This is a genomic window from Cupriavidus basilensis, from assembly GCF_008801925.2.
In the GTDB taxonomy this organism is placed as follows: domain Bacteria; phylum Pseudomonadota; class Gammaproteobacteria; order Burkholderiales; family Burkholderiaceae; genus Cupriavidus; species Cupriavidus basilensis.
Map to the genome: position 1 here is coordinate 2,447,918 of NZ_CP062803.1, position 18,138 is coordinate 2,466,055.

The window sequence follows — 18,138 nt, forward strand, 5'->3', positions numbered from 1 at the left end:
CCGAGCCGGCGAAAAGGCCGACGTTCGCCTGCAACGGCTAGAATGATCGCCAGCCACCGCCGCACATTGTTCGCTCGCTCTGGAGGAAGACCCATGAAAGCCTGGATCGCAATGGCCATTGGCGCGCTTGGCTGCGCCATGGCGTTCCTGGCGGGTCCATCCTGCGCCACGGACACGGCGACGCTGACCATTGCCGCCGGTGCGCAACAGCGCAACTGGACGCGGGATGCGCTGCTGAAAGACCGCCGCCTGACCGACGTGACGGTGGACGACGACAACCTGAAACGCCGCCTGACCTTCCAGGCGATTCCCTTGGCCGCCCTGCTGCACGGCATGCCGGTGACGGCCGACGCGAGTGCGACGACCGCGGCCAGCGATGGCTATGTCTCCCACCTGCCGACGCGCCTGTTGCTGGCCGATAGCGCCGACGAGCCGCGCGCCTGGCTGGCGGTGGAAAATCCTGCCGCGCCGTGGCCGACGCTCAAGGGCCAGGACATCGGGCCGTTCCGCCTGATCTGGACAGTGCCGGCGGGCCGCGCCGCTTCCCTTGTTAACGAGAGCCTCTGGACGTACAGCATTGTGCGCATCGACATCACCGCGCCGCCGGCCGAGCGCTTTGCGGCCATCCGCCCCGCCCCCGGCCTGCCGGCGGACGGCGCGGTCATGCGCGGCTTTGCGACATTCCAGCGCGTTTGCTTCTCGTGCCACTCGCTCAACCGGGTCGGCGACGCGCACCTTGGCCCCGACCTGAATGTGCCGCACAGCGCCGTCGATTATCTGGGCGACGACAAGCTGGCCACGCTGATCCGCGACCCGCAGTCGTTGCGCTGGTGGCCTAACGCGCGCATGTCGGCGATCGACGAGAAAACGCTGCCCAACGCGGATCTGAAGGACTTGCTGGCGTACCTGCATCATATGGCCGGCCGCAAGGTGGCGGCGCCTGCCGCGCCCTGACTCCGCGGACGCCCGGCAGCCGCAGGGCGGAACCGGCCAATGAGCCGCCCTTGGCCGGCACGGCGCGCCCCACGATCCAGATGGCATCACGTTGCGTGCCTGCGTGGCGCGGGAAACGTATGACCGGTTCCCCAAAGGCCAACCCTGAAATGGCTCTTGGATTTCCGCGCCCACCTCTCAACTCAAAATCATCGATTTTTTGAAATCACACCACTCATGTATTGATTTAAATCGCGAAAATCATTAATACGCCACGAGTACGGCGACAGCTTTACACCATTCTCTCGCAAGGTTTTTGGAATCAAATCTCCATTCGGACGAAGTATTACCGATGAAACAATGACACCCGGATAATCATTTAGCCGTTTTCTGAAGGCGGATGTTGTAAGATCAGGCGTAGGAGGATTGCTTTTATTCGCCAATGGTCCTGTTGCCTTGAGATCCACTCCGTGGCACATGGCACATCTCTGCAAATAGAGATTTTTCCCATTTGCATTATCCGCGAAGGATTGTGATGCTTGAATTAGCGATAAAATTCCCAGCGAAGCGATGAATAATATTTTCATTTTCATGTGGCTTTGTTGTATAAATCAGATCTGAATCGAGGGAAAGACCCGGAGGTTCCACTGCAACACTCAATTCTCCTCGATAACATTTTAAACGAGATTGTTAATTGGCAATGTGCTCGCAAGAGGTCGGCCGGCTCGCCGGCATTGCCCCCACAAGCTCTCAAGCCCACAAGCCCTCAAGCCACGGTCTTCGTTTTCGCGCCACGCCTAGCACGGTCCGGCATCCGGTTCAATTGACAATGTGATAGGTGACCGAATGCGCCTCAACCGGCGACACCACCTCCCACCTGTGGAGCATTCTCTCGATGGCCGCGTTCGTCAGCGTGGTGTCGCGCTTGCGGTTGCGCGACAGGATGGTCTGCTCCGCGGCCTCCAGATAGACGACATTGACTTCGGCGCCGTAGGCGAACAGCAAGTCTAGGGTTTTCGCGCGCATCTGCCGGCTCAGGTGCGTCGCGTTCCAGACGAATGGCCTGCCCTCGCGCAGCAGCGCTTTTGCCTGGTCGACAGCAAAGTGCATCGCCGCGCCCTCGTTCTTCCCGTACTTCAGCCCGATGGCCTCGCGTGCGTCGTCAAACCCCACAACCGGCAGACCGGCGCAGCGTGTCTTGATCCAAGTGCTCTTGCCTGTGGCCGGCAGGCCGCTCAGGACCGTCACGGTGGAGCCCGCCTCGCGGTGGTAAGCATAGTCCGGATGGACGTCTTCGCCCCGGAGGTAGCGCATCCGGGTCCAGCGGTCCGCGAAGGCGCGCGGCTGGCCATAGCATCCCTCCTCGCGCGCCAGCTCGCGAAACAGCGCGATGTCGACCAGCACGTCTTCGCTGTCTGCGCATACCCGCCCACGCATGTCGGCCTCGGCCAGCGCCGCCAGCTCGCGTAGATCGAGTTCCAGCGACAAACGCCGCACCACCATCTCCGCGGACTCGCCGGAGCGGCTTCCCCGGATGGCATAGAACGGCAGCTGATGCACATGGATCAGCCGGCAAACCGCTTCGCGCAAGGCGAAAGGCACACCGCTGCGCCACAGCAGCACGCGGGCATCGACCGCGCCGCGCGCCGAGTGGCCCGGCTGGCCGATCGCCCCGGTTTGCGGGTCTACCCGCGTGGTGGCGGGCTTGGCGATGTCGTGCAGCAGCGCCGCATGGAACAGGACAAAGCGGCGCTCGGGCGTGGCCGCCGCATAGTCGTCCAGCCCGACCAGGGACTGGACCACCAGCTTTGTATGGGTCCAGACGTCGCCCTCCGCGTGATAACGCGGGTCCTGCGGCGTGCGGCGCAACGGCGCCAGGCATGGGAGTGCCGCCATCAAGGCCTGCCAGTCCGGGTCAACACCCGGGGCAGGCACAAGCGCCATCAGGCTCGTGTAGGCCGGCGCGCGCAGCTCGGATGCCGTGTGCAGCGATTGCAGGTTCGCCGCGGTCAGCAGTTCGGTCATTCCCATTGCGGCTCTCCTGCGTGTTCACGCATGTGGTTCTGCGCGAACGCGTGGTTGTGCATCCAGTGCGCGTCCGTCTGCACATGCCCGCTGCGCACGAACTTCGCCACGCAGCGCCTGAAGCCGGCATAGGGGAACGCGCCCGCGATCCGGACCACATAGCCCTCCATCCGCTCGCGCTCGCGTTCGCTCCAGAGGGCCTGGATCGCAGCGGCGTCGAACACGCCGTCGTAAAGCACCGGCACCGGCTCGATACCGAGCAGGGCAAACCACGCCAGCGTTTCATCCCAACCGAGGCATACGTTGCGCGCGTTCCAGATCGAGAACCCGAGGAAGAATGAAGCCAGGTCGCGGTAACGAATCGAATGCGTGGCGAACAGGTTCTCGCCGCACACTCGCCAGCGCTGCGGGATGTCCATGCGCATCGCGCCCCAGAACCCCTTGAGCCAGTCACGGCTTGGATGATGGCGGCTGTCCAGGCTCCTGGCGTGCATGCCCGTGCGGTAGAGCGAGGTGTTTTCTCCGTCCATCTTGGACGTGACAATCACGCGGCAGCCCTGGAAGGCATCCAGGGACTCGATCCTCCGGTCATCATCGCTTAGTCCTGGCGACCACGGCAAATGCGGCGTGCGCGGATATTTCACGCGATCGGCAATCGGGTCGGCAGGGTTGGTTTCCCGAAGCACTTCGGGTTCTTGCATCGTCATTTCGAACTCCAGAAAAGATGGGAGCCGACGATGGGATGGCGCGTGGTGGCATTGGCGGTGCCCCGGCAGGCGACTCAGGCCTGGGACAGCGTAAGCGCTTGAGGCAAGCACAGCAGGTGAAGAGCGCGGGCGCGCCATCGGCACTCTGCGTGTGCAGGTGTCGTCGGCATCAGAGGGTGATGGCGAACGTGCGGGGCACTTTACTCTCCAGTAACAAGGGGTGACCGATCAACAGCACAAGCGCTGCAGGTGCCGGATATTACACAGGCGGCGCGGGTGCGTAAATCGCGCGTTGCGCGTTTTCCACACGACGTGCGCCCGGAGCTGCGGCCCGATTGGCGCTTTGCAGCGTGGCACGGGCGGGCCGTGCGCGCCCAATCCCGGCATAATCCGCAGGAGATACCCAGACGAGCCGGCGCAAAACATGAACGACTGTCCCCGATGCGGTCAACCAGGGCTTGCCGCTCCCCTTGGCAAGGTTACCCATGGCGCCCATGGCGTTGCTGCCCCAATACCAACCGGGAAGCCGACCGGGAAGCCGCCGATCTTGCCGGCGATACTTCTGGCAGCCGCGCTGGCGCTGGCACTCGGCCACAGCCACGACGGCTGGGCGGCGCCCCAGGCCGAGCAACCCACGCTAAGCATCGAAGAGCGTCCGACAGTGCCGCCCCAGTTGTTTCCCCCGACTTACGATGAAGCGGTCACGGCGCTGATCCGAGCGTTTGACGTCGGCGCCATCCTTGCCGCTGGCCTGGACCAGGCCTTTGCCAGGCTGCCGGCGAAAATCGGGCCCATCCCCAAAGAGCGCTACACGCAATGCGCCCGCGCGAAGCTCTCGCCCGAGGTGGTCGAAGCAGCGGTCCGGCCCGCGCTGGCACCGGAGATCCAGGATGCAGGGCTGGCGATGCAGCTGGCGCGCTTGCTGGGCTCCCCGGTCGGGCGCAAGACCAGGGAGGCGGCGCTGTCGGGCAAGGAGATCGGCGAGGCCGGCATTACGGGTGCCGACCGGCTCGAATTCAACCGCTTCATGGAAAACCCCGCACTAAAGGCCTTCCTTGAGCAGGGCGGGCTGCGCCGGGTCAAGGATGCCGTGACCCGTGCAATCAGGGTGGAAAGCAAATCGGCCTCGGACGCTTGCGTGCGTGAACTGATGCCCGTGTATCGCCTTACCAACGAGCGCTCGGCCTGATAGCCCACAGCGCCCGGCGCGCCGTGAAATATCGTTACAGTTGCAATCCCCGGCAGCGCGACGGCGTAGCTAGAGTCAGCTTATTGCGACTGCAAGATGAGGATCGACATGCAGCAAGGTAACTTCTACGCGCTGGGGCTTGGCGCATTTGTCCTGGCGCTCGCCCAGCCCGCACTGGCACGCGTCGATGTGGACCTGAACATCGGCGTGCCTGCGCCGGTGGTGGTGGCACCGGCCTACCCCGCGCCCGTGTATCAGGCGCCGCCCGCCTATCCCGCGCCCCCGCCGCCCGCGGCCTATCCCGCGCCGGCGCCGGTCTATGGGCCACCTCCCGGGTATGTCGGGTATGGGCCGCCGGTAGTGGTGGCCCCGGCGGTGGTGATCGGGTGGCACGGCGATCGCTACTGGGATGGACGCCGCTGGTGGGCGCGCCGCGACTGGTATGCCTACCATCACGCTTACCCGTACCGGCGCTAACGATCGGATCTCCGGGATGCATGCGGCCTATGTGACGCATGTGATGCAGACGTGACCCGGGAGTGGCGCGGATGCAACGGCCCGGACCGCATTTTATTAACGTTGATTACAAAGAAAAACCGCCCCGGCAAAGGGGCGGTTTTTCGTTCTGGCGTACTGCCGTGGCAATGCCGTGGTAGTGCCGTGCCTCAGTGGCCCTTCGGGCCGAAGGTGTACTCACCGTCCTGGTAATCCACCGGCACCACATCCTTGGCGGCGAACTTGCCTTCGAGGATGAGACGCGCCACCGGGTTCTCGATCTGCTGCTGGATCGCACGCTTGAGCGGACGCGCCCCGAACACCGGATCGTAGCCAGCGCTGGCGATCTTGGCCAACGCAGCCTCGCTCACCTCCAGCGTCATGTCCATGCGCGCCAGCCGTGCCGTCAGCCGCTCCAGCTGGATGCGGGCGATCGACTCGATATGCTGCTGGTCGAGCGAATGGAACACCACCACCTCGTCAATACGGTTCAGGAACTCGGGCCGGAAATGCGTCTTCACTTCCTGCCATACCGCGCCCTTGACCGCTTCGTGCGGCTCGCCGGTCATTGCCTGGATGATGTGCGATCCCAGGTTCGAGGTCATCACGATCACCGTGTTCTTGAAGTCCACCGTGCGGCCCTGGCCATCGGTCAGGCGGCCATCGTCCAGCACTTGCAGCAGCACGTTGAAGACGTCCGGGTGGGCCTTCTCGACTTCGTCGAGCAGGATCACGCTGTACGGCTTGCGGCGCACGGCCTCGGTCAGGTAACCGCCCTCTTCATAGCCCACGTATCCCGGCGGCGCGCCGATCAGCCGGCTCACGCTGTGCTTCTCCATGAACTCACTCATGTCGATGCGGATCAGGTGGTCCTGCGAATCGAACAGGAACTCGGCCAGCGCCTTGCACAGTTCGGTCTTGCCCACCCCGGTAGGGCCGAGGAACAGGAACGAGCCGTAGGGCTTGTTCTCGTCCGACAAGCCGGCACGCGAGCGGCGGATGGCGTCCGACACCAGGCGCACGGCCTCGTCCTGGCCCACCACGCGGCGGTGCAGGTAGTCCTCCATCTGGATCAGCTTCTCGCGCTCGCCCTGCATCATCCGGGACACCGGGATGCCGGTCGCACGGCTTACCACTTCGGCGATCTCCTCGGCACCCACCTGCGTGCGCAGCAGCTTGTTGGGCTGCTTCTGCTCGCTGGCTTCGGCGGCCGTGGCGGCCTTGAGCTTGCCTTCCAGTTCAGGCAGCTTGCCGTACTGCAGCTCCGCCACCTTGTCGAGCTTGCCTTCGCGCTGCAGGCGCGTGATCTCCAGGCGGATCTTGTCGATCTCTTCCTTGAGCGCGGCGGCGCCCTGGGCGGCCCCCTTCTCGGCCTTCCAGATCTCTTCGAGGTCGGCGTATTCCTTCTCCAGGCGGCCGATTTCCTGCTCGATCAGTTCGAGCCGCTTCTTCGACGCCTCGTCGGTTTCCCGCTTGACGGCCTCACGCTCGATCTTGAGCTGGATGGTGCGGCGCTCGAGCTTGTCCATCACCTCCGGCTTGGAGTCGATTTCCATCTTGATGCGCGCGCCGGCTTCGTCGATCAGGTCGATGGCCTTGTCGGGCAGGAAGCGGTCGGTGATATAGCGATGCGACAGCTCCGCCGCCGCGACGATGGCCGGGTCGGTGATCTCCACGCCGTGGTGCAGCTCGTACTTCTCCTGCAAGCCGCGCAGGATGGCGATGGTGGCCTCCACGCTGGGTTCGTCGACCAGCACCTTCTGGAAGCGGCGCTCCAGCGCGGCGTCCTTCTCGATGTACTTGCGGTATTCGTCCAGCGTAGTGGCGCCGATGCAGTGCAGCTCACCGCGCGCGAGAGCCGGCTTGAGCATGTTGCCGGCGTCGATCGCGCCCTCGGCCTTGCCGGCACCGACCATGGTGTGCAACTCATCGATAAAGACGATGGTCTGCCCTTCGTCCTTGGCGATGTCCGACAGCACGGCCTTGAGGCGTTCCTCGAACTCGCCGCGGTACTTGGCGCCGGCCAGCAGCCCTGCCATGTCGAGCACCAGCACGCGCTTGTTCTTGAGGCTTTCCGGCACTTCGCCGTTGACGATGCGCTGGGCCAGGCCTTCCACGATGGCGGTCTTGCCCACGCCCGGCTCGCCAATCAGCACGGGATTGTTCTTGGTGCGGCGCTGCAGGATCTGGATGGTGCGGCGGATTTCGTCGTCACGTCCGATCACGGGGTCGAGCTTGCCGATGCGGGCGCGCTCAGTGAGGTCCACCGTGTACTTTTTCAGCGCTTCGCGCTGGGTTTCGGCGTCGGCGCTGTTGACCGAGTCGCCGCCGCGCACGGCTTCGATGGCGGTTTCGAGCGATTTGCGCGAGAGGCCGTTTTCACGCGCGATGCGGCCGGCCTCGCCCTTGTCGTCGGCCACCGCGAGCAGGAACAGCTCGCTGGCGATGAACTGGTCGCCGCGCTTGATGGCCTCTTTCTCGGTAGCGTTGAATAGTGCGCTGAGTTCGCGCCCGACCTGGACCTCGCTGGTGCCCTGCACCTGCGGCAGGCGCTTGATGGCGGCATCCAGCGCGGTGGTCAGGCCGCCGACGTTGACGCCGGCACGCGCCAGCAGCGCGCGGGCGGCGCCGTCGTTCTGCGCCAGCAAGGCGCGCAGCACGTGCAGCGGGTCGATGTATTGGTTGTCGTTGCCGATCGCCAGGCTCTGGGCATCGGCCAGCGCTTCCTGGAATCGGGTAGTCAGTTTGTCAAGTCGCATATAGGAGCCCTCTTTTTCGGATGAGTGTCCCGATGCGGAAGGCGGGGCGCTTGCGCCTCGGCCTGCCGATCCCGCCACGCGGGCCGGACACTGGTGTCTGATCGAAAGATAAGGCTTTGCGCGTGCATTTCAAGGCCTGACTGCACGGCCCTTGATGTGGCGCAGGAAATACGTTGCGCCTTGGCCTGCCGCGCGGCTTCAGGCAGCCGCCAGCGACCGCTTGTCCTCCAGGTTGCGCACCAGCACCAGTGCCTCCCCGGCCAGCACCACGCGGCCATCGTCGCCGGTGACCACCGTGGCCAGGTTGACCAGGTCCTTGTCGCCGCGCAGGCGCACGATGCGCACCGATGCGCTCAGCAGCTCGCCCAGCCGCGCCGGCGAGCGCAACCGCAGCGACTGCTTCATCCAGCCGGTGCCGCGGCCGGGCAAGCGGGTGCCCAGCAGATCCGAGAACATGCCGGCCAGCAACGGCAGCGGCACGATGGTGCCCTCGAAGCCACGGCTGTGGGCGAACACCGGGTCGGTATAGAAGGCATTGCCATCGTCGGTCAACGCCACGTATTCATCGATATCGCCCGCGCTGAAGCTGCGTACTGCCGAAGCCTCCTGGCCCACGCTGAGGTGATAGAGCGTACGGTCGCCGGCAGGCTGCCCCACAAGGTGCGCGGCGGACTGCGCAACTTCGTCGGCATCCTGGCGCTGGGCCTCGGCCAGCGATTCCGCGCTGGCGTCGACCAGCAGCACCGCGTCGCCATGTGCCGTAATCTGCTCGTCGGTGACAGGCGTGCGGTTGCGGCCACGCTGCACGCAGCGCACCGACGTGTCCAGCGCGATCCGGTCCCGCCCGGGCGTTTCGTTCAACACCAGCACGGCGGCCACACCGTCGCCGACAAAGGTGGGACGCGGGAACATCAGCGTTTGCGCGATGGGCAGCACCGGCCGGGGGTTGCTGCGCTGCATCTGCGCGCACAGCAGCGAGAACAGGAACATGCCATGCGCGACCGTGGCGCCAAAATGCGTCGTGCGGGCGAACGCGGGATCGCAGTGGATGGGGTTGTCATCGCGCGAGAGCGAGGCGAAGCGGTCGAAATCTTCTTGCGTCAGAACGCGTGGGCGGGATGCCTTCATCAGTTGGGTACCTCGACGGTGCTGCCGTTGACCGTGATCCGGTCCGCATTGGCGGGCGTTGCGGCAAACGGCGGCAGATTGGTGGGCAAGATGGCGGGTGCAGGCGACGCGGTACCGCCGCGCGCGACCGTGCGCACCACCTGCGAGGGTGGCAGCGCGCGGCCGTTGGCGAGGTTGTCGTAGACCGCGTCGAGCGCCCGGTTCAGGTAGACGTGGAGCGGGATGAAGCGGTTGTCGTAGCCCGCTACCGCGCCGATGAAACTGTCGAAATGCTGGCCATTGGTGACTTCCATATAGGACAGCTTGCTGGCGCTGCCCTCCTGGAGCCGGTTGTAGCCGAGATACGGCCGCGACGTATGGTTGACCGGCAGCAGCGCATCGCTGCGGCCATGCACGATGATGGCCGGCTTGCCGTGCAGGTTGCCCGAGCGCAGCGTCTGGGCCAGGCCCGCTTGCAGCGCCTGGGCCTGCGCGCCGGTGCCGGTGAGCAGCCCGCGCAGGCAGCGCGCGCCGTCGAGGTTGGCGTCGGCCACATTGTTGCTCGGCGACTGGGAATAGATGTCGCGCAGCGGGCCGCCGGGATTGTTGTCGTTGATCAGCTGCACGCCGGCCGCCGGCGGCACGCCATTGCCAGTCGCGTACAGCACATTGAGCGTTGCCGGCGCAATCGCCGCCGGCGTCTGGACTGCCGTGCCGGTCGCGGCAAAGCTGAAGCCGCACAAGCGATCCGCCACGCCGGCCCGCGCGAGCGCGTTGGCAAAGGTCACCGAGACCGCATTGGCCACCTCGAACAGGGCCAGCGACGGATGGAGCGCATCGGACTCGGATTCCCAGCCAAAGGCGTGCAGCGCCTGCAGCGCGCTGGCGGCCTGGCTGGCGGCATCCGGCCCGGTCACCAGGCCCGCGTTGGCCAGCGACTGGCAGCGGTTGAGCGCCGGCTGCGCCAGTCCGACGGTGGGCAGCGCGTACAGCGCCACACCCGGCGCATTCACCAGCGCGGTCGCCTGCGAGGTGCAGAGCTGCAGCAGGTTGGCCGTGGTGGTGTAGTCATACAGCGGGCGCCCGGACAGGCTGACCGGCACGCCGCCACGGGTGACGGTGACGCCTGTGTTGCTGGGCAGGTTGAGGTTCGGCTCGCCCACCGCCACGCCGTCGATCAGGCCCTGGGTGTCCTGCTCCGCCGCGGCAATCGCCGCGCCGCCACCGTTGGACACGCTGGACGCGATCACCACGATCTTGTCCGGGCCCAGGCTGCGCTGGCGCGTGCCATCCGTGGCCACGTTGCCAAAGCGGTCGTTGATGGCCCAGATGGCGAAACTGGCGGCCTGCAGCGTGAACGTGCCCCAGTCCTTCTCGGGGTTGCGCTGCGAGTGCGCGTGCTTGAACGCCAGCCGGTGCGGCGCCAGCGCATTGAACGCGGCCAGGCTGGTGTTGGGGAACGGGGCGGCAAACTGCGCGTTGGCGCCGGCCGCGGCGCGGCTGGCGCGGGTGCCGTCGATCAGCGCAACGGTGTCGGTGTCCAGGTCATGCGGCGCGGCGCCGGTGCCTTTGTCCGTGTAGGCGACGGCGCAGCCGCGCTTGAGTGCCCACTCGCCGGTGGAGATCGCGCCATAGACGCCGCGCGAGCCGGACGACGTGGCGGTGATCAGGCACGGCTTGGCCACATTGAAGCTGTCGGGAATCTGCACCAGCATGGTTACGTTCTGCTGGCCGCTGCCATCGTCGGAGAAAGCCAGGTACTCGCGCCCGGCGACCTTGCCCTGCCCCGTCGTGATGTTGCCTTGCGCGTCCACGTTGGGGCCGTACAGCGAGCCATAGCCACCGCCCGCCGTGGTGTCCACCAGCGCGCGGTAGTTGGTGTAGATGGCGTAGCGGCGCAGCTCGGCCGCGGTGGGCGCGGACGGATTCAGCGGCAACGGCGCGGTGGCCGAGCCCAGGCCGTCCTTGCCGAGGCCCGCGGTGAGCAGGTCGTCCGTGTTGCCGTCGTAGGTCTTGATCGTGACCGTGCCGATATTGGCCGGCTTGGTATTGGGATTGGTATTGCCACTGCTGGTGCTGTTATCGCCCGAGCCGCACGCCGCCAGCAATAAGCCCCCCGCCCCCGCCAGCGCCAGGCGCGCGCCGTATCTGGTCAAATCGCTACGCCCTGCAAGTCCGCGCAACATGTTGTGCCCCCTTATTGCATGCCGGACCGGCATGCTGGATCGATCGGAACGCAATACAGAAACGACAGAAACGAGATTTTCACGAGACAGCCACCGCATGACTTCACACTGCGCGCCGCCATCACTGCGGCTGGAAGCGCGCCCTCAGCTTGTGCTTTTCCACCTTGCCCGACGGCGTGCGCGGCAGCGCCTCGATCATCCGCACGTGGCGCGGCACCTTGTAGCCTGCCAGCGCGGCGCGGCAATGCGCGAGCACGCCTTCGGCATCGAGCGCCATGCCGGGCTTTGCCACCACCAGCGCCATGCCGACCTCGCCCCAGCGCGCATCGGGCACGCCGATGACGGCGGCCTCGGATACGGCAGCAAGCTGAAACAGCACATTCTCCACTTCGGCCGGGTAGACGTTCTCACCGCCGGAGATAAACATGTCCTTGGCGCGGTCGACGATGTAGTAGTCGCCCTCCTCGTCCATGTAGGCGATATCGCCGGAATACAGCCAGCCGCCACGGATGGCGGCGTCGGTGGCCTGCGGCAGGTTCCAGTAGCCGGGCGTGACACCCGGCCCCTTGATCAGCAACTCGCCACGCTCGCCCGGCGCCACGTCGCGGCCCTGCGGATCCACCACCCGCGTCAGCATGGAGCCGACCGGCTTGCCGATGGTGCCGATCTTGCGCCGCGCCGTGGCTTCGTCGCACACGAATACGGTTGGCCCGGTCTCGGTCATGCCAAAGCCGAAGCAGATCGTCACGCCCTTGGCCAGGTAGGCCTCCAGCAGCGGCCGCGGCACCGCGGAGCCGCCCGCGGACATATTGCGCACACAGGAAAAATCTGCCGCCGCGAAGCCGGCATGCTGGCTCAGGAACAGATAGACCGCGGGCACCGCGAAAAACATGGTGATGCCCTCCCCGGCGCTGGCATCGAGCTTGCGCAGCGTCACCTCGGCGTCGAACTGCCGCATGATGTGCACGGTGCCGCCGGCATGCAGCACGGGGTTGGCGTACAGGTTCAGCCCGCCGGTATGGAAGAACGGCAGCACGTTCAGGAACACGTCGTCACGCGTGATCTTGTTGGCCAGCATGGCATTGACGGCGTTGAAGAACACCATGCCATAGGTCTGGATCACGCCCTTGGGCCGTCCCGTGGTGCCCGAGGTGTAAAGCAGGTGCCAGACCTCGTGCTCGTCGCGGCACGGCATCTCGATGACGCGCCCGGAACTACCTGCCAGCATCGCTTCGTACTCGGTCCAGCCGCCCGGCACGTCCGCGCTCTCGTCGTCGGCCAGGTGTAAAACCGCGCGCAGCGGCAAGGCATCGGCAAGCGCGGCGGCGGTGGCAAGAAAGCCATCACCGGCCACCAGCACGTCGGGCGAGCAGTCGCGCAGGATCGGCAGCAGCTCCGCGGCCGGCAGCCGCCAGTTCAGGCAGACCATCACCATGCCGGCCTTGGCGCAGCCATAGAGCATCTCGAAATAGTCCGAGCTGTTGTGGGCCAGCACGGCCACGCGGGCCCCGGGCGCCAGCCCCAAGCGCTCGCCCAGGTATTCGGCGAAGCGGCTGGCGCGCTCGTCGAACTGCCGATAGGTCACCGTGCGGCCGCTCTCCACGTCAACCAGGGCGACTTTGTCCGGCGTATGCAGGGCGTTCTTGTGCAGCCAGTCGACTACGTACATGGTCCGGGATCTCCGCTTGTGGATGTTCTTGTTATCTTGCTAGCCTTTTATTGCATGCAGATCTACGACGCCACCTCGTGCTCGGCGCGATCGCCGCGCAGCCGCCCGACAATGCCTTGCGGGAAGTAATACACGCTGAGGATAAACAACAAGCCGAGCCACAGCAGCCAGCGGTCCGGATGCAGCAGCCCCGACAGCAGCGGGATCGCCGCGGTGGCATCGCTCGCCAGCTTCATCACGTCCTGCAGGTAGGTCTGCGCCACCAGGAACAGCGTGGTGCCGATCAGCGCGCCATACAGCGTGCCCATGCCACCGATCACCACGATCAGCAGGATGTCGACCATGATCTCGAAGGACAACGAGGTGTCCGGGCCGTTGTAGCGCAGCCAGAGCGCCATCAGCACACCAGCGAGCGTGGCAAACCCGGCCGACAGCACGGTGGACACGGTACGGTACACCACGGTGCGGTAGCCGATGGCCTCGGCCCGGAAATCGTTCTCGCGGATCGCCTGCAGCACCCGGCCGAATGGCGAGTTCACCACACGCAGCAGCAACAGGAACAACACCAGCGCGCTGGCAAACACGAAGTAATAGGAAAACAGCTTGCCGTTGAGCGGCACGCCAAGCCACTCGGCGTCGCCCAGCGAAAAGCCCGGCGTGAACACCTCCGGCACCTTGAAGCTGATGCCATCCTCGCCGCCGGTCCACTCGGAGAGCTGCGACACCAGCGTGGCAAAGGCGGTGGCCACCGCCAGCGTGATCATGGCAAAGAAGATCGCCCTGACCCGCAGCGAGAACAGCCCGATCAGGAAGGCCAGCAGCATCGACACCAGCAGCGCGCCCGACGTGCCGAGCGCCAGCGCGCCCCACCCCGGCTCCAGCCGCGACATGGCGATCGCCACGCCATAGCCGCCAATGCCGAAAAACATGGTGTGGGCAAAGGAGACGATGCCGGTATAGCCGAGCAACAGGTCGTAGCTGGCCACCAGCACCACGAAGATGCAGATCTTGGCCGCCATATTGAGCGCGCGCGCACCGGGAAACAGGAAAGGCGCGCACGCCAGCGCCAGCAGCATGGCCACCAGGATCACGGTCAGCACGCGGCTTCGTGGCAGGTCGCCGGAAAGCAGTCGGGTCATGGTTTTTTCCTGGGCGCTCAGCGCTTGGCTACTGGGTAAAGGCCCTGCGGACGCCACAGCAGGATCATCACCATCAGCAGGATGTTCGAGAACAGCGCCACCTTGGGAAACAGGAAGCCGGTGTAGTTGGCCATCAGGCCCACCAGCAAGGCGCCGACAAAGCAGCCGGTGGTGGAGCCGAGACCGCCGATGATGATCACGATAAAGATCAGCACATTGACCTGGGCACCAATGGACGCCGTGATGTTCTGCTGATACAGCCCCCACAACACGCCGCCCATGCCGGCCAGCCCCGCCCCCACCACGAACACGCCGATGAACAAGAGCCGGATGCGGTAGCCGAGCGACTCCACCATCTCGCGGTTCTCCACGCCGGCCCGGATCAGCAGGCCGATGCGCGTGCGATTGAGCACCAGCACCATGGAGATAAAGATCACCAGCCCGAGCACCACGGCGATGAGCCGGTACTTCTCGATGGCCGCGTCGCCCAGCAGCACCGCGCCGCGGAAGGTGGTGGGCACCTGCAGCGCGATGGTCTCGGCACCCCAGATCGCCTTGATCAATTGCTCGGCCACGATCATGCCGCCCATGGTGATCAGGATCTGCTTGAGGTGCTGGCCGTAGACCGGGCGCACCACGATGCGCTCGAACAGGAAGCCAATGACGCCCGCCGCCGCCATCGCCGCCAGGATGGCCAGGCCAAACACCGCCAGGTTGAGCCACAGACTGTCTGCCTCTACCCAGGCGCCCAGCGGCAGCAGCACGGATGCCGCCACGTAGGCTCCCAACGCGATAAACGCGCCGTGCCCGAAGTTGAGCACGTCCATCAGCCCGAACACCAGCGTCAGGCCCGACGACACCACGAACACGATCATGCCCATGGCAAGGCCGGCGATGGTCAGCGTCAGCCAGGTCGAACCGCTGCCGATCAAGGGATAGGCCAGCAGCATCAGCAGCGGCGCCAGCGCCAGCGGGGTCCAGTCGAGCCGGACCTTGGGCAGATCGGCCGGTGTCGCCGGGGTGGTGGGTAAGGAGCTTGTACTCGCCATTGTCTCGGTCCTGACGATATCTTGTTATGTGTCTTGTTGTGTGTCTTGTCTTGCTGGCCGCTGTCGATGCGCGCTGATGTGCGCTGATGCGCGTTACTGGTGCGCCGCCAGCGACAATCCGAGCAGCCGCTGCTGCAGGCTTTCGTCCCCCGCCAGCGCTGCCATCGTTCCCGTATGCACCACGCGCCCGTCGTCCATCACGGCAACGGTATCCCCCACCGACTTGGCCATGTGAAAGTTCTGCTCCACCAGCAGGATCGATACGTCCGTCTGCTTGAGCTCGCGGAACACCGTGATCATGTTCTGGATGATGGCCGGCGCCAGGCCTTTGGTCGGCTCGTCCACGATCAGCAGCTTGCGCGGCTCGATGATGGCGCGCGCCACCGACAGCATCTGCTTCTGCCCGCCGGACAGCACGCCGGCGCGCTGGTGCCAGAAGATCTTCAGCGCGGGGAACATGCGGAACACCCAGTCAAGCCGCTGCCCGTCGATCGCGCCGCTGCGCGCGGCCAGCCGCATGTTCTCGGCCACCGTCAGCTCGGCGAACACGCTCATGTTCTCCGGCACATAGGCGATGCCGGCCTGCGCGATGGCGGGCGTGCCGCGGCGCGTGATGTCGGCCCCGTCGAACACGATCCGCCCTTCGCTCGCCTGCCACAGGTTCATGATGGTGCGCAGCGTGGTGGTCTTGCCCGCGCCGTTGCGCCCCAGCAGCATGGTCACGCCGCCGCGCGGCACGGCAAAGCTCACGCCGTGCAGGATGTGATACGGCCCGATATGCGTCTGCACGCCATCCAGGCTCAGGATGGGTGCGGCGGATGCCGCAGACAATGCGGGTGCTGCCGGTGCTTCAGCCATGACTGCCCTCCTGCTGCGGGCTCTCGTCGCCGGCAGCGATGCCCAGGTACGCCTGCTGCACGATCGGCGAGGCGATCACCTCGGCCGGATCGCCATCGGCCGTCAGGTTGCCGTTATGCAGCACGATGATGCGGTCGGCCAGCGAGCGCACCACATCCATCTTGTGCTCCACCAGCAGCACCGTCTTGCTCTTGTCGCGCTTGATCTCCTGGATCAGGCCAAGGATCACCGGCACCTCGTCCACGCTCATGCCGGCGGTCGGCTCGTCGAACATGAAGATGCGCGGCTGCAGCGCCAGCAGGATGCCCACCTCCAGCTTGCGCTGGTCGCCGTGCGGCAAGGAGGCCACCGGCAGGTGGCGCTTGTCGGCCAGGGCCACCCGTTCGAGACAGTCCTCGGCCTGCTCGCGGACCGCGCGGTTTGCGCTCCACACGCTCCACAGATCCAGCCCGATGCGCCGGCGCGACTGCACCGCCAGGCGCACGTTCTCGAACACCGACAGATTGGGAAACAGGCTGGTCAGCTGGAAGGCGCGGCCAATGCCGCGCAGCGCCTTGTGCGGCACCGGCAGGCGCGTCACGTCCTCGCCGTCGAGCAGGATCTGCCCGGCGCTGGGCGGCAACTGGCCCGAGATCAGGTTGAAGTACGTGGTCTTGCCGGCCCCGTTGGGGCCGACGATGCAGGTCAGCTCGCCGGGATGAAACGCGCAGGACACCGCGTTGACCGCCACGTGGCCGCCAAAGCGGATGGTGAGGTCTCGCGTCTCAAGCGCGGGCGGCCCCGCCACCGCCCGCGAGAGCGCCGCCGTTGTATCGATGGAAGAGGCGCCCACGGTCATCACCGCTTGTTGCGGATCGGCACGTTCATTTCTTCCGGCTTGATCTCGCGGACCAGCTCGGGCACTCCCCAGGCGAATGCGGGATCGACCTTGATCTTGAAGTGGTACATCGACTGCAGCGCCTGGTGGTCTTCCTTGCGGAAGGTCATCTTGCCCTTGGGCGTCTCGAACGACATGCCCTCCATCGCGCCGATCAGTTTCTCGGTGTTGGTGTCGCCATTGGTCTTCTTGAGCGCCTCGACCAGGGCGATGCCAGCCGTCATGCCCCCGGCGGTGAAGAAATCGGGCGGCGACTTGAACTTGGTGTAGTGGTTGGACACCAGCCACTCGTTGGCCTTGTTCTTGGGAATGCCGAAGTAGTAATACGTCGCGCCTTCCATGCCGGGGAAGTTCTTGTAGTTGTTCATGGCGGGCAGGATATTGCCGCCGGTGGCGATCTCGATGCCGTAGCGCTTGGGATCGAGGTCGGCAATCTTGAACGGGTTGCCGGCGCCCGCCCAGATGATGAAGATGATCTTGCGGCCCGGCTTGTCCTTGAGCGAATCGAACAAGCGCTGCGCCCCGGCGGTAAAGTCCGTGGTGTTGGTCGGCAGGTATTCCTCGTGCACGATCTTGGCGTTCTTGAGCGCGCCCTTGAAGGCCTTCACGCCGTCACGGCCAAAGGCGTAGTCCTGCGCCAGGGTGGCGATCTGCACGCCGGGCTTGTCCAGCGCCACGGCGTTGGAGATGGCGTCCTGCGACGAATTGCGGCCTGTGCGGAAGATGTAGCGGTTCCACTTCTCGCCGGTGATGGAATCCGCCACGGCGGGCTCGACCAGCAGGATCTTCTTGTACTCCTCGGCCACCGGAAGCATCGCCAGCGCCGTGCCGGAGGACGTCGGCCCCACAGCGATATCCGCGCGATCATCGCTATACGCCGCGGCAAGCTGGGCCTTGGCCACGTCGGGCTTGCCCTGGGTGTCCTTCTCGATCACCACCAGCTTGTTGCCGTTGACCATCATGGTGCCGTTGGTGGCGTAATCCAGCCCCATCATCAGCCCGGTCTGGGTCTGCTTGGCGTAGGCCTCGAGCGCCCCGGTCTTGTCGTAGACGTGGGCGATGCGGATGTCCTTGGCAAGTGCGCCGCCGGCGGCCAGCAGGCTGGCCAGTGCGATGGCGCCAACGGCTTGGTGCTTGAATTGCAT

At 65.6% G+C, this 18,138-nt stretch carries 15 protein-coding genes; 3 read left to right on the forward strand and 12 right to left on the reverse strand.

The window, feature by feature from the left end; genetic code table 11:
- Nucleotides 1–93: 93 nt before the first annotated feature.
- Nucleotides 94–954: a cytochrome c gene (locus F7R26_RS11010; protein WP_150983628.1), complete on the forward strand. Its 861-nt coding sequence runs from the start codon at nt 94–96 to the stop codon at nt 952–954.
- Between the two features lie 188 nt (nt 955–1,142).
- On the opposite strand, the gene F7R26_RS11015 is transcribed toward F7R26_RS11010, so the two are convergent.
- The 3 genes from F7R26_RS11015 to F7R26_RS11025 form a co-directional block, all read right to left on the reverse strand.
- On the reverse strand, nt 1,143–1,520 hold the full coding sequence (locus tag F7R26_RS11015) for a c-type cytochrome (RefSeq protein WP_206702518.1): 378 nt from the start codon (nt 1,518–1,520) through the stop codon (nt 1,143–1,145).
- Nucleotides 1,521–1,752: 232 nt separating this feature from the next.
- Entirely contained in the window at nt 1,753–2,877 is a 1,125-nt protein-coding gene (locus tag F7R26_RS11020) for an AAA family ATPase (protein ID WP_241754525.1), read from the reverse strand.
- 77 nt (nt 2,878–2,954) lie between these two features.
- Nucleotides 2,955–3,665 (reverse strand): RNA ligase family protein, encoded by a 711-nt coding sequence (locus F7R26_RS11025; RefSeq protein WP_241754300.1) that lies wholly within the window; start codon nt 3,663–3,665, stop codon nt 2,955–2,957.
- 547 nt (nt 3,666–4,212) lie between these two features.
- Here F7R26_RS11025 and F7R26_RS11030 point away from each other — a divergent pair.
- Both F7R26_RS11030 and F7R26_RS11035 read left to right on the forward strand, forming a co-directional pair.
- Nucleotides 4,213–4,854, forward strand: coding sequence for a hypothetical protein (locus F7R26_RS11030; protein WP_150983631.1), 642 nt, complete (start codon nt 4,213–4,215; stop codon nt 4,852–4,854).
- Nucleotides 4,855–4,962: 108 nt separating this feature from the next.
- The gene (locus F7R26_RS11035) at nt 4,963–5,331 is read left to right on the forward strand and encodes a hypothetical protein (RefSeq protein ID WP_150983632.1); all 369 of its coding nucleotides are present in this window, start codon (nt 4,963–4,965) and stop codon (nt 5,329–5,331) included.
- 188 nt (nt 5,332–5,519) lie between these two features.
- Here F7R26_RS11035 and clpB read toward each other — a convergent pair whose 3' ends face one another.
- The 9 genes from clpB to F7R26_RS11080 all read right to left on the reverse strand — a co-directional run bounded on the left by clpB (nt 5,520) and on the right by F7R26_RS11080 (nt 18,138).
- Nucleotides 5,520–8,108 (reverse strand): ATP-dependent chaperone ClpB, encoded by a 2,589-nt coding sequence (gene clpB / locus F7R26_RS11040; RefSeq protein WP_150983633.1) that lies wholly within the window; start codon nt 8,106–8,108, stop codon nt 5,520–5,522.
- A 198-nt stretch (nt 8,109–8,306) separates the two neighbouring features.
- Nucleotides 8,307–9,236, reverse strand: coding sequence for a MaoC/PaaZ C-terminal domain-containing protein (locus tag F7R26_RS11045; RefSeq protein ID WP_150983634.1), 930 nt, complete (start codon nt 9,234–9,236; stop codon nt 8,307–8,309).
- Nucleotides 9,236–11,401, reverse strand: a complete 2,166-nt coding sequence (locus F7R26_RS11050; RefSeq protein WP_150983635.1) for a D-(-)-3-hydroxybutyrate oligomer hydrolase — start codon at nt 11,399–11,401, stop codon at nt 9,236–9,238. The genes F7R26_RS11045 and F7R26_RS11050 overlap by 1 nt, the downstream gene beginning before the upstream one ends.
- Before the next feature lie 121 nt (nt 11,402–11,522).
- Nucleotides 11,523–13,070: an acyl-CoA synthetase gene (locus F7R26_RS11055; protein WP_150983636.1), complete on the reverse strand. Its 1,548-nt coding sequence runs from the start codon at nt 13,068–13,070 to the stop codon at nt 11,523–11,525.
- Nucleotides 13,071–13,132: 62 nt separating this feature from the next.
- The gene (locus F7R26_RS11060; protein WP_150983637.1) at nt 13,133–14,209 is read right to left on the reverse strand and encodes a branched-chain amino acid ABC transporter permease; all 1,077 of its coding nucleotides are present in this window, start codon (nt 14,207–14,209) and stop codon (nt 13,133–13,135) included.
- Between the two features lie 17 nt (nt 14,210–14,226).
- Nucleotides 14,227–15,258: a branched-chain amino acid ABC transporter permease gene (locus F7R26_RS11065; RefSeq protein ID WP_150983638.1), complete on the reverse strand. Its 1,032-nt coding sequence runs from the start codon at nt 15,256–15,258 to the stop codon at nt 14,227–14,229.
- Between the two features lie 93 nt (nt 15,259–15,351).
- The gene (locus F7R26_RS11070) at nt 15,352–16,116 is read right to left on the reverse strand and encodes an ABC transporter ATP-binding protein (protein WP_150983639.1); all 765 of its coding nucleotides are present in this window, start codon (nt 16,114–16,116) and stop codon (nt 15,352–15,354) included.
- Entirely contained in the window at nt 16,109–16,933 is an 825-nt protein-coding gene (locus F7R26_RS11075) for an ABC transporter ATP-binding protein (protein WP_416351331.1), read from the reverse strand. Before F7R26_RS11075 ends, F7R26_RS11070 begins: the two co-directional genes overlap by 8 nt.
- 20 nt (nt 16,934–16,953) lie before the next feature.
- On the reverse strand, nt 16,954–18,138 hold the full coding sequence (locus F7R26_RS11080; RefSeq protein WP_150983641.1) for a substrate-binding domain-containing protein: 1,185 nt from the start codon (nt 18,136–18,138) through the stop codon (nt 16,954–16,956).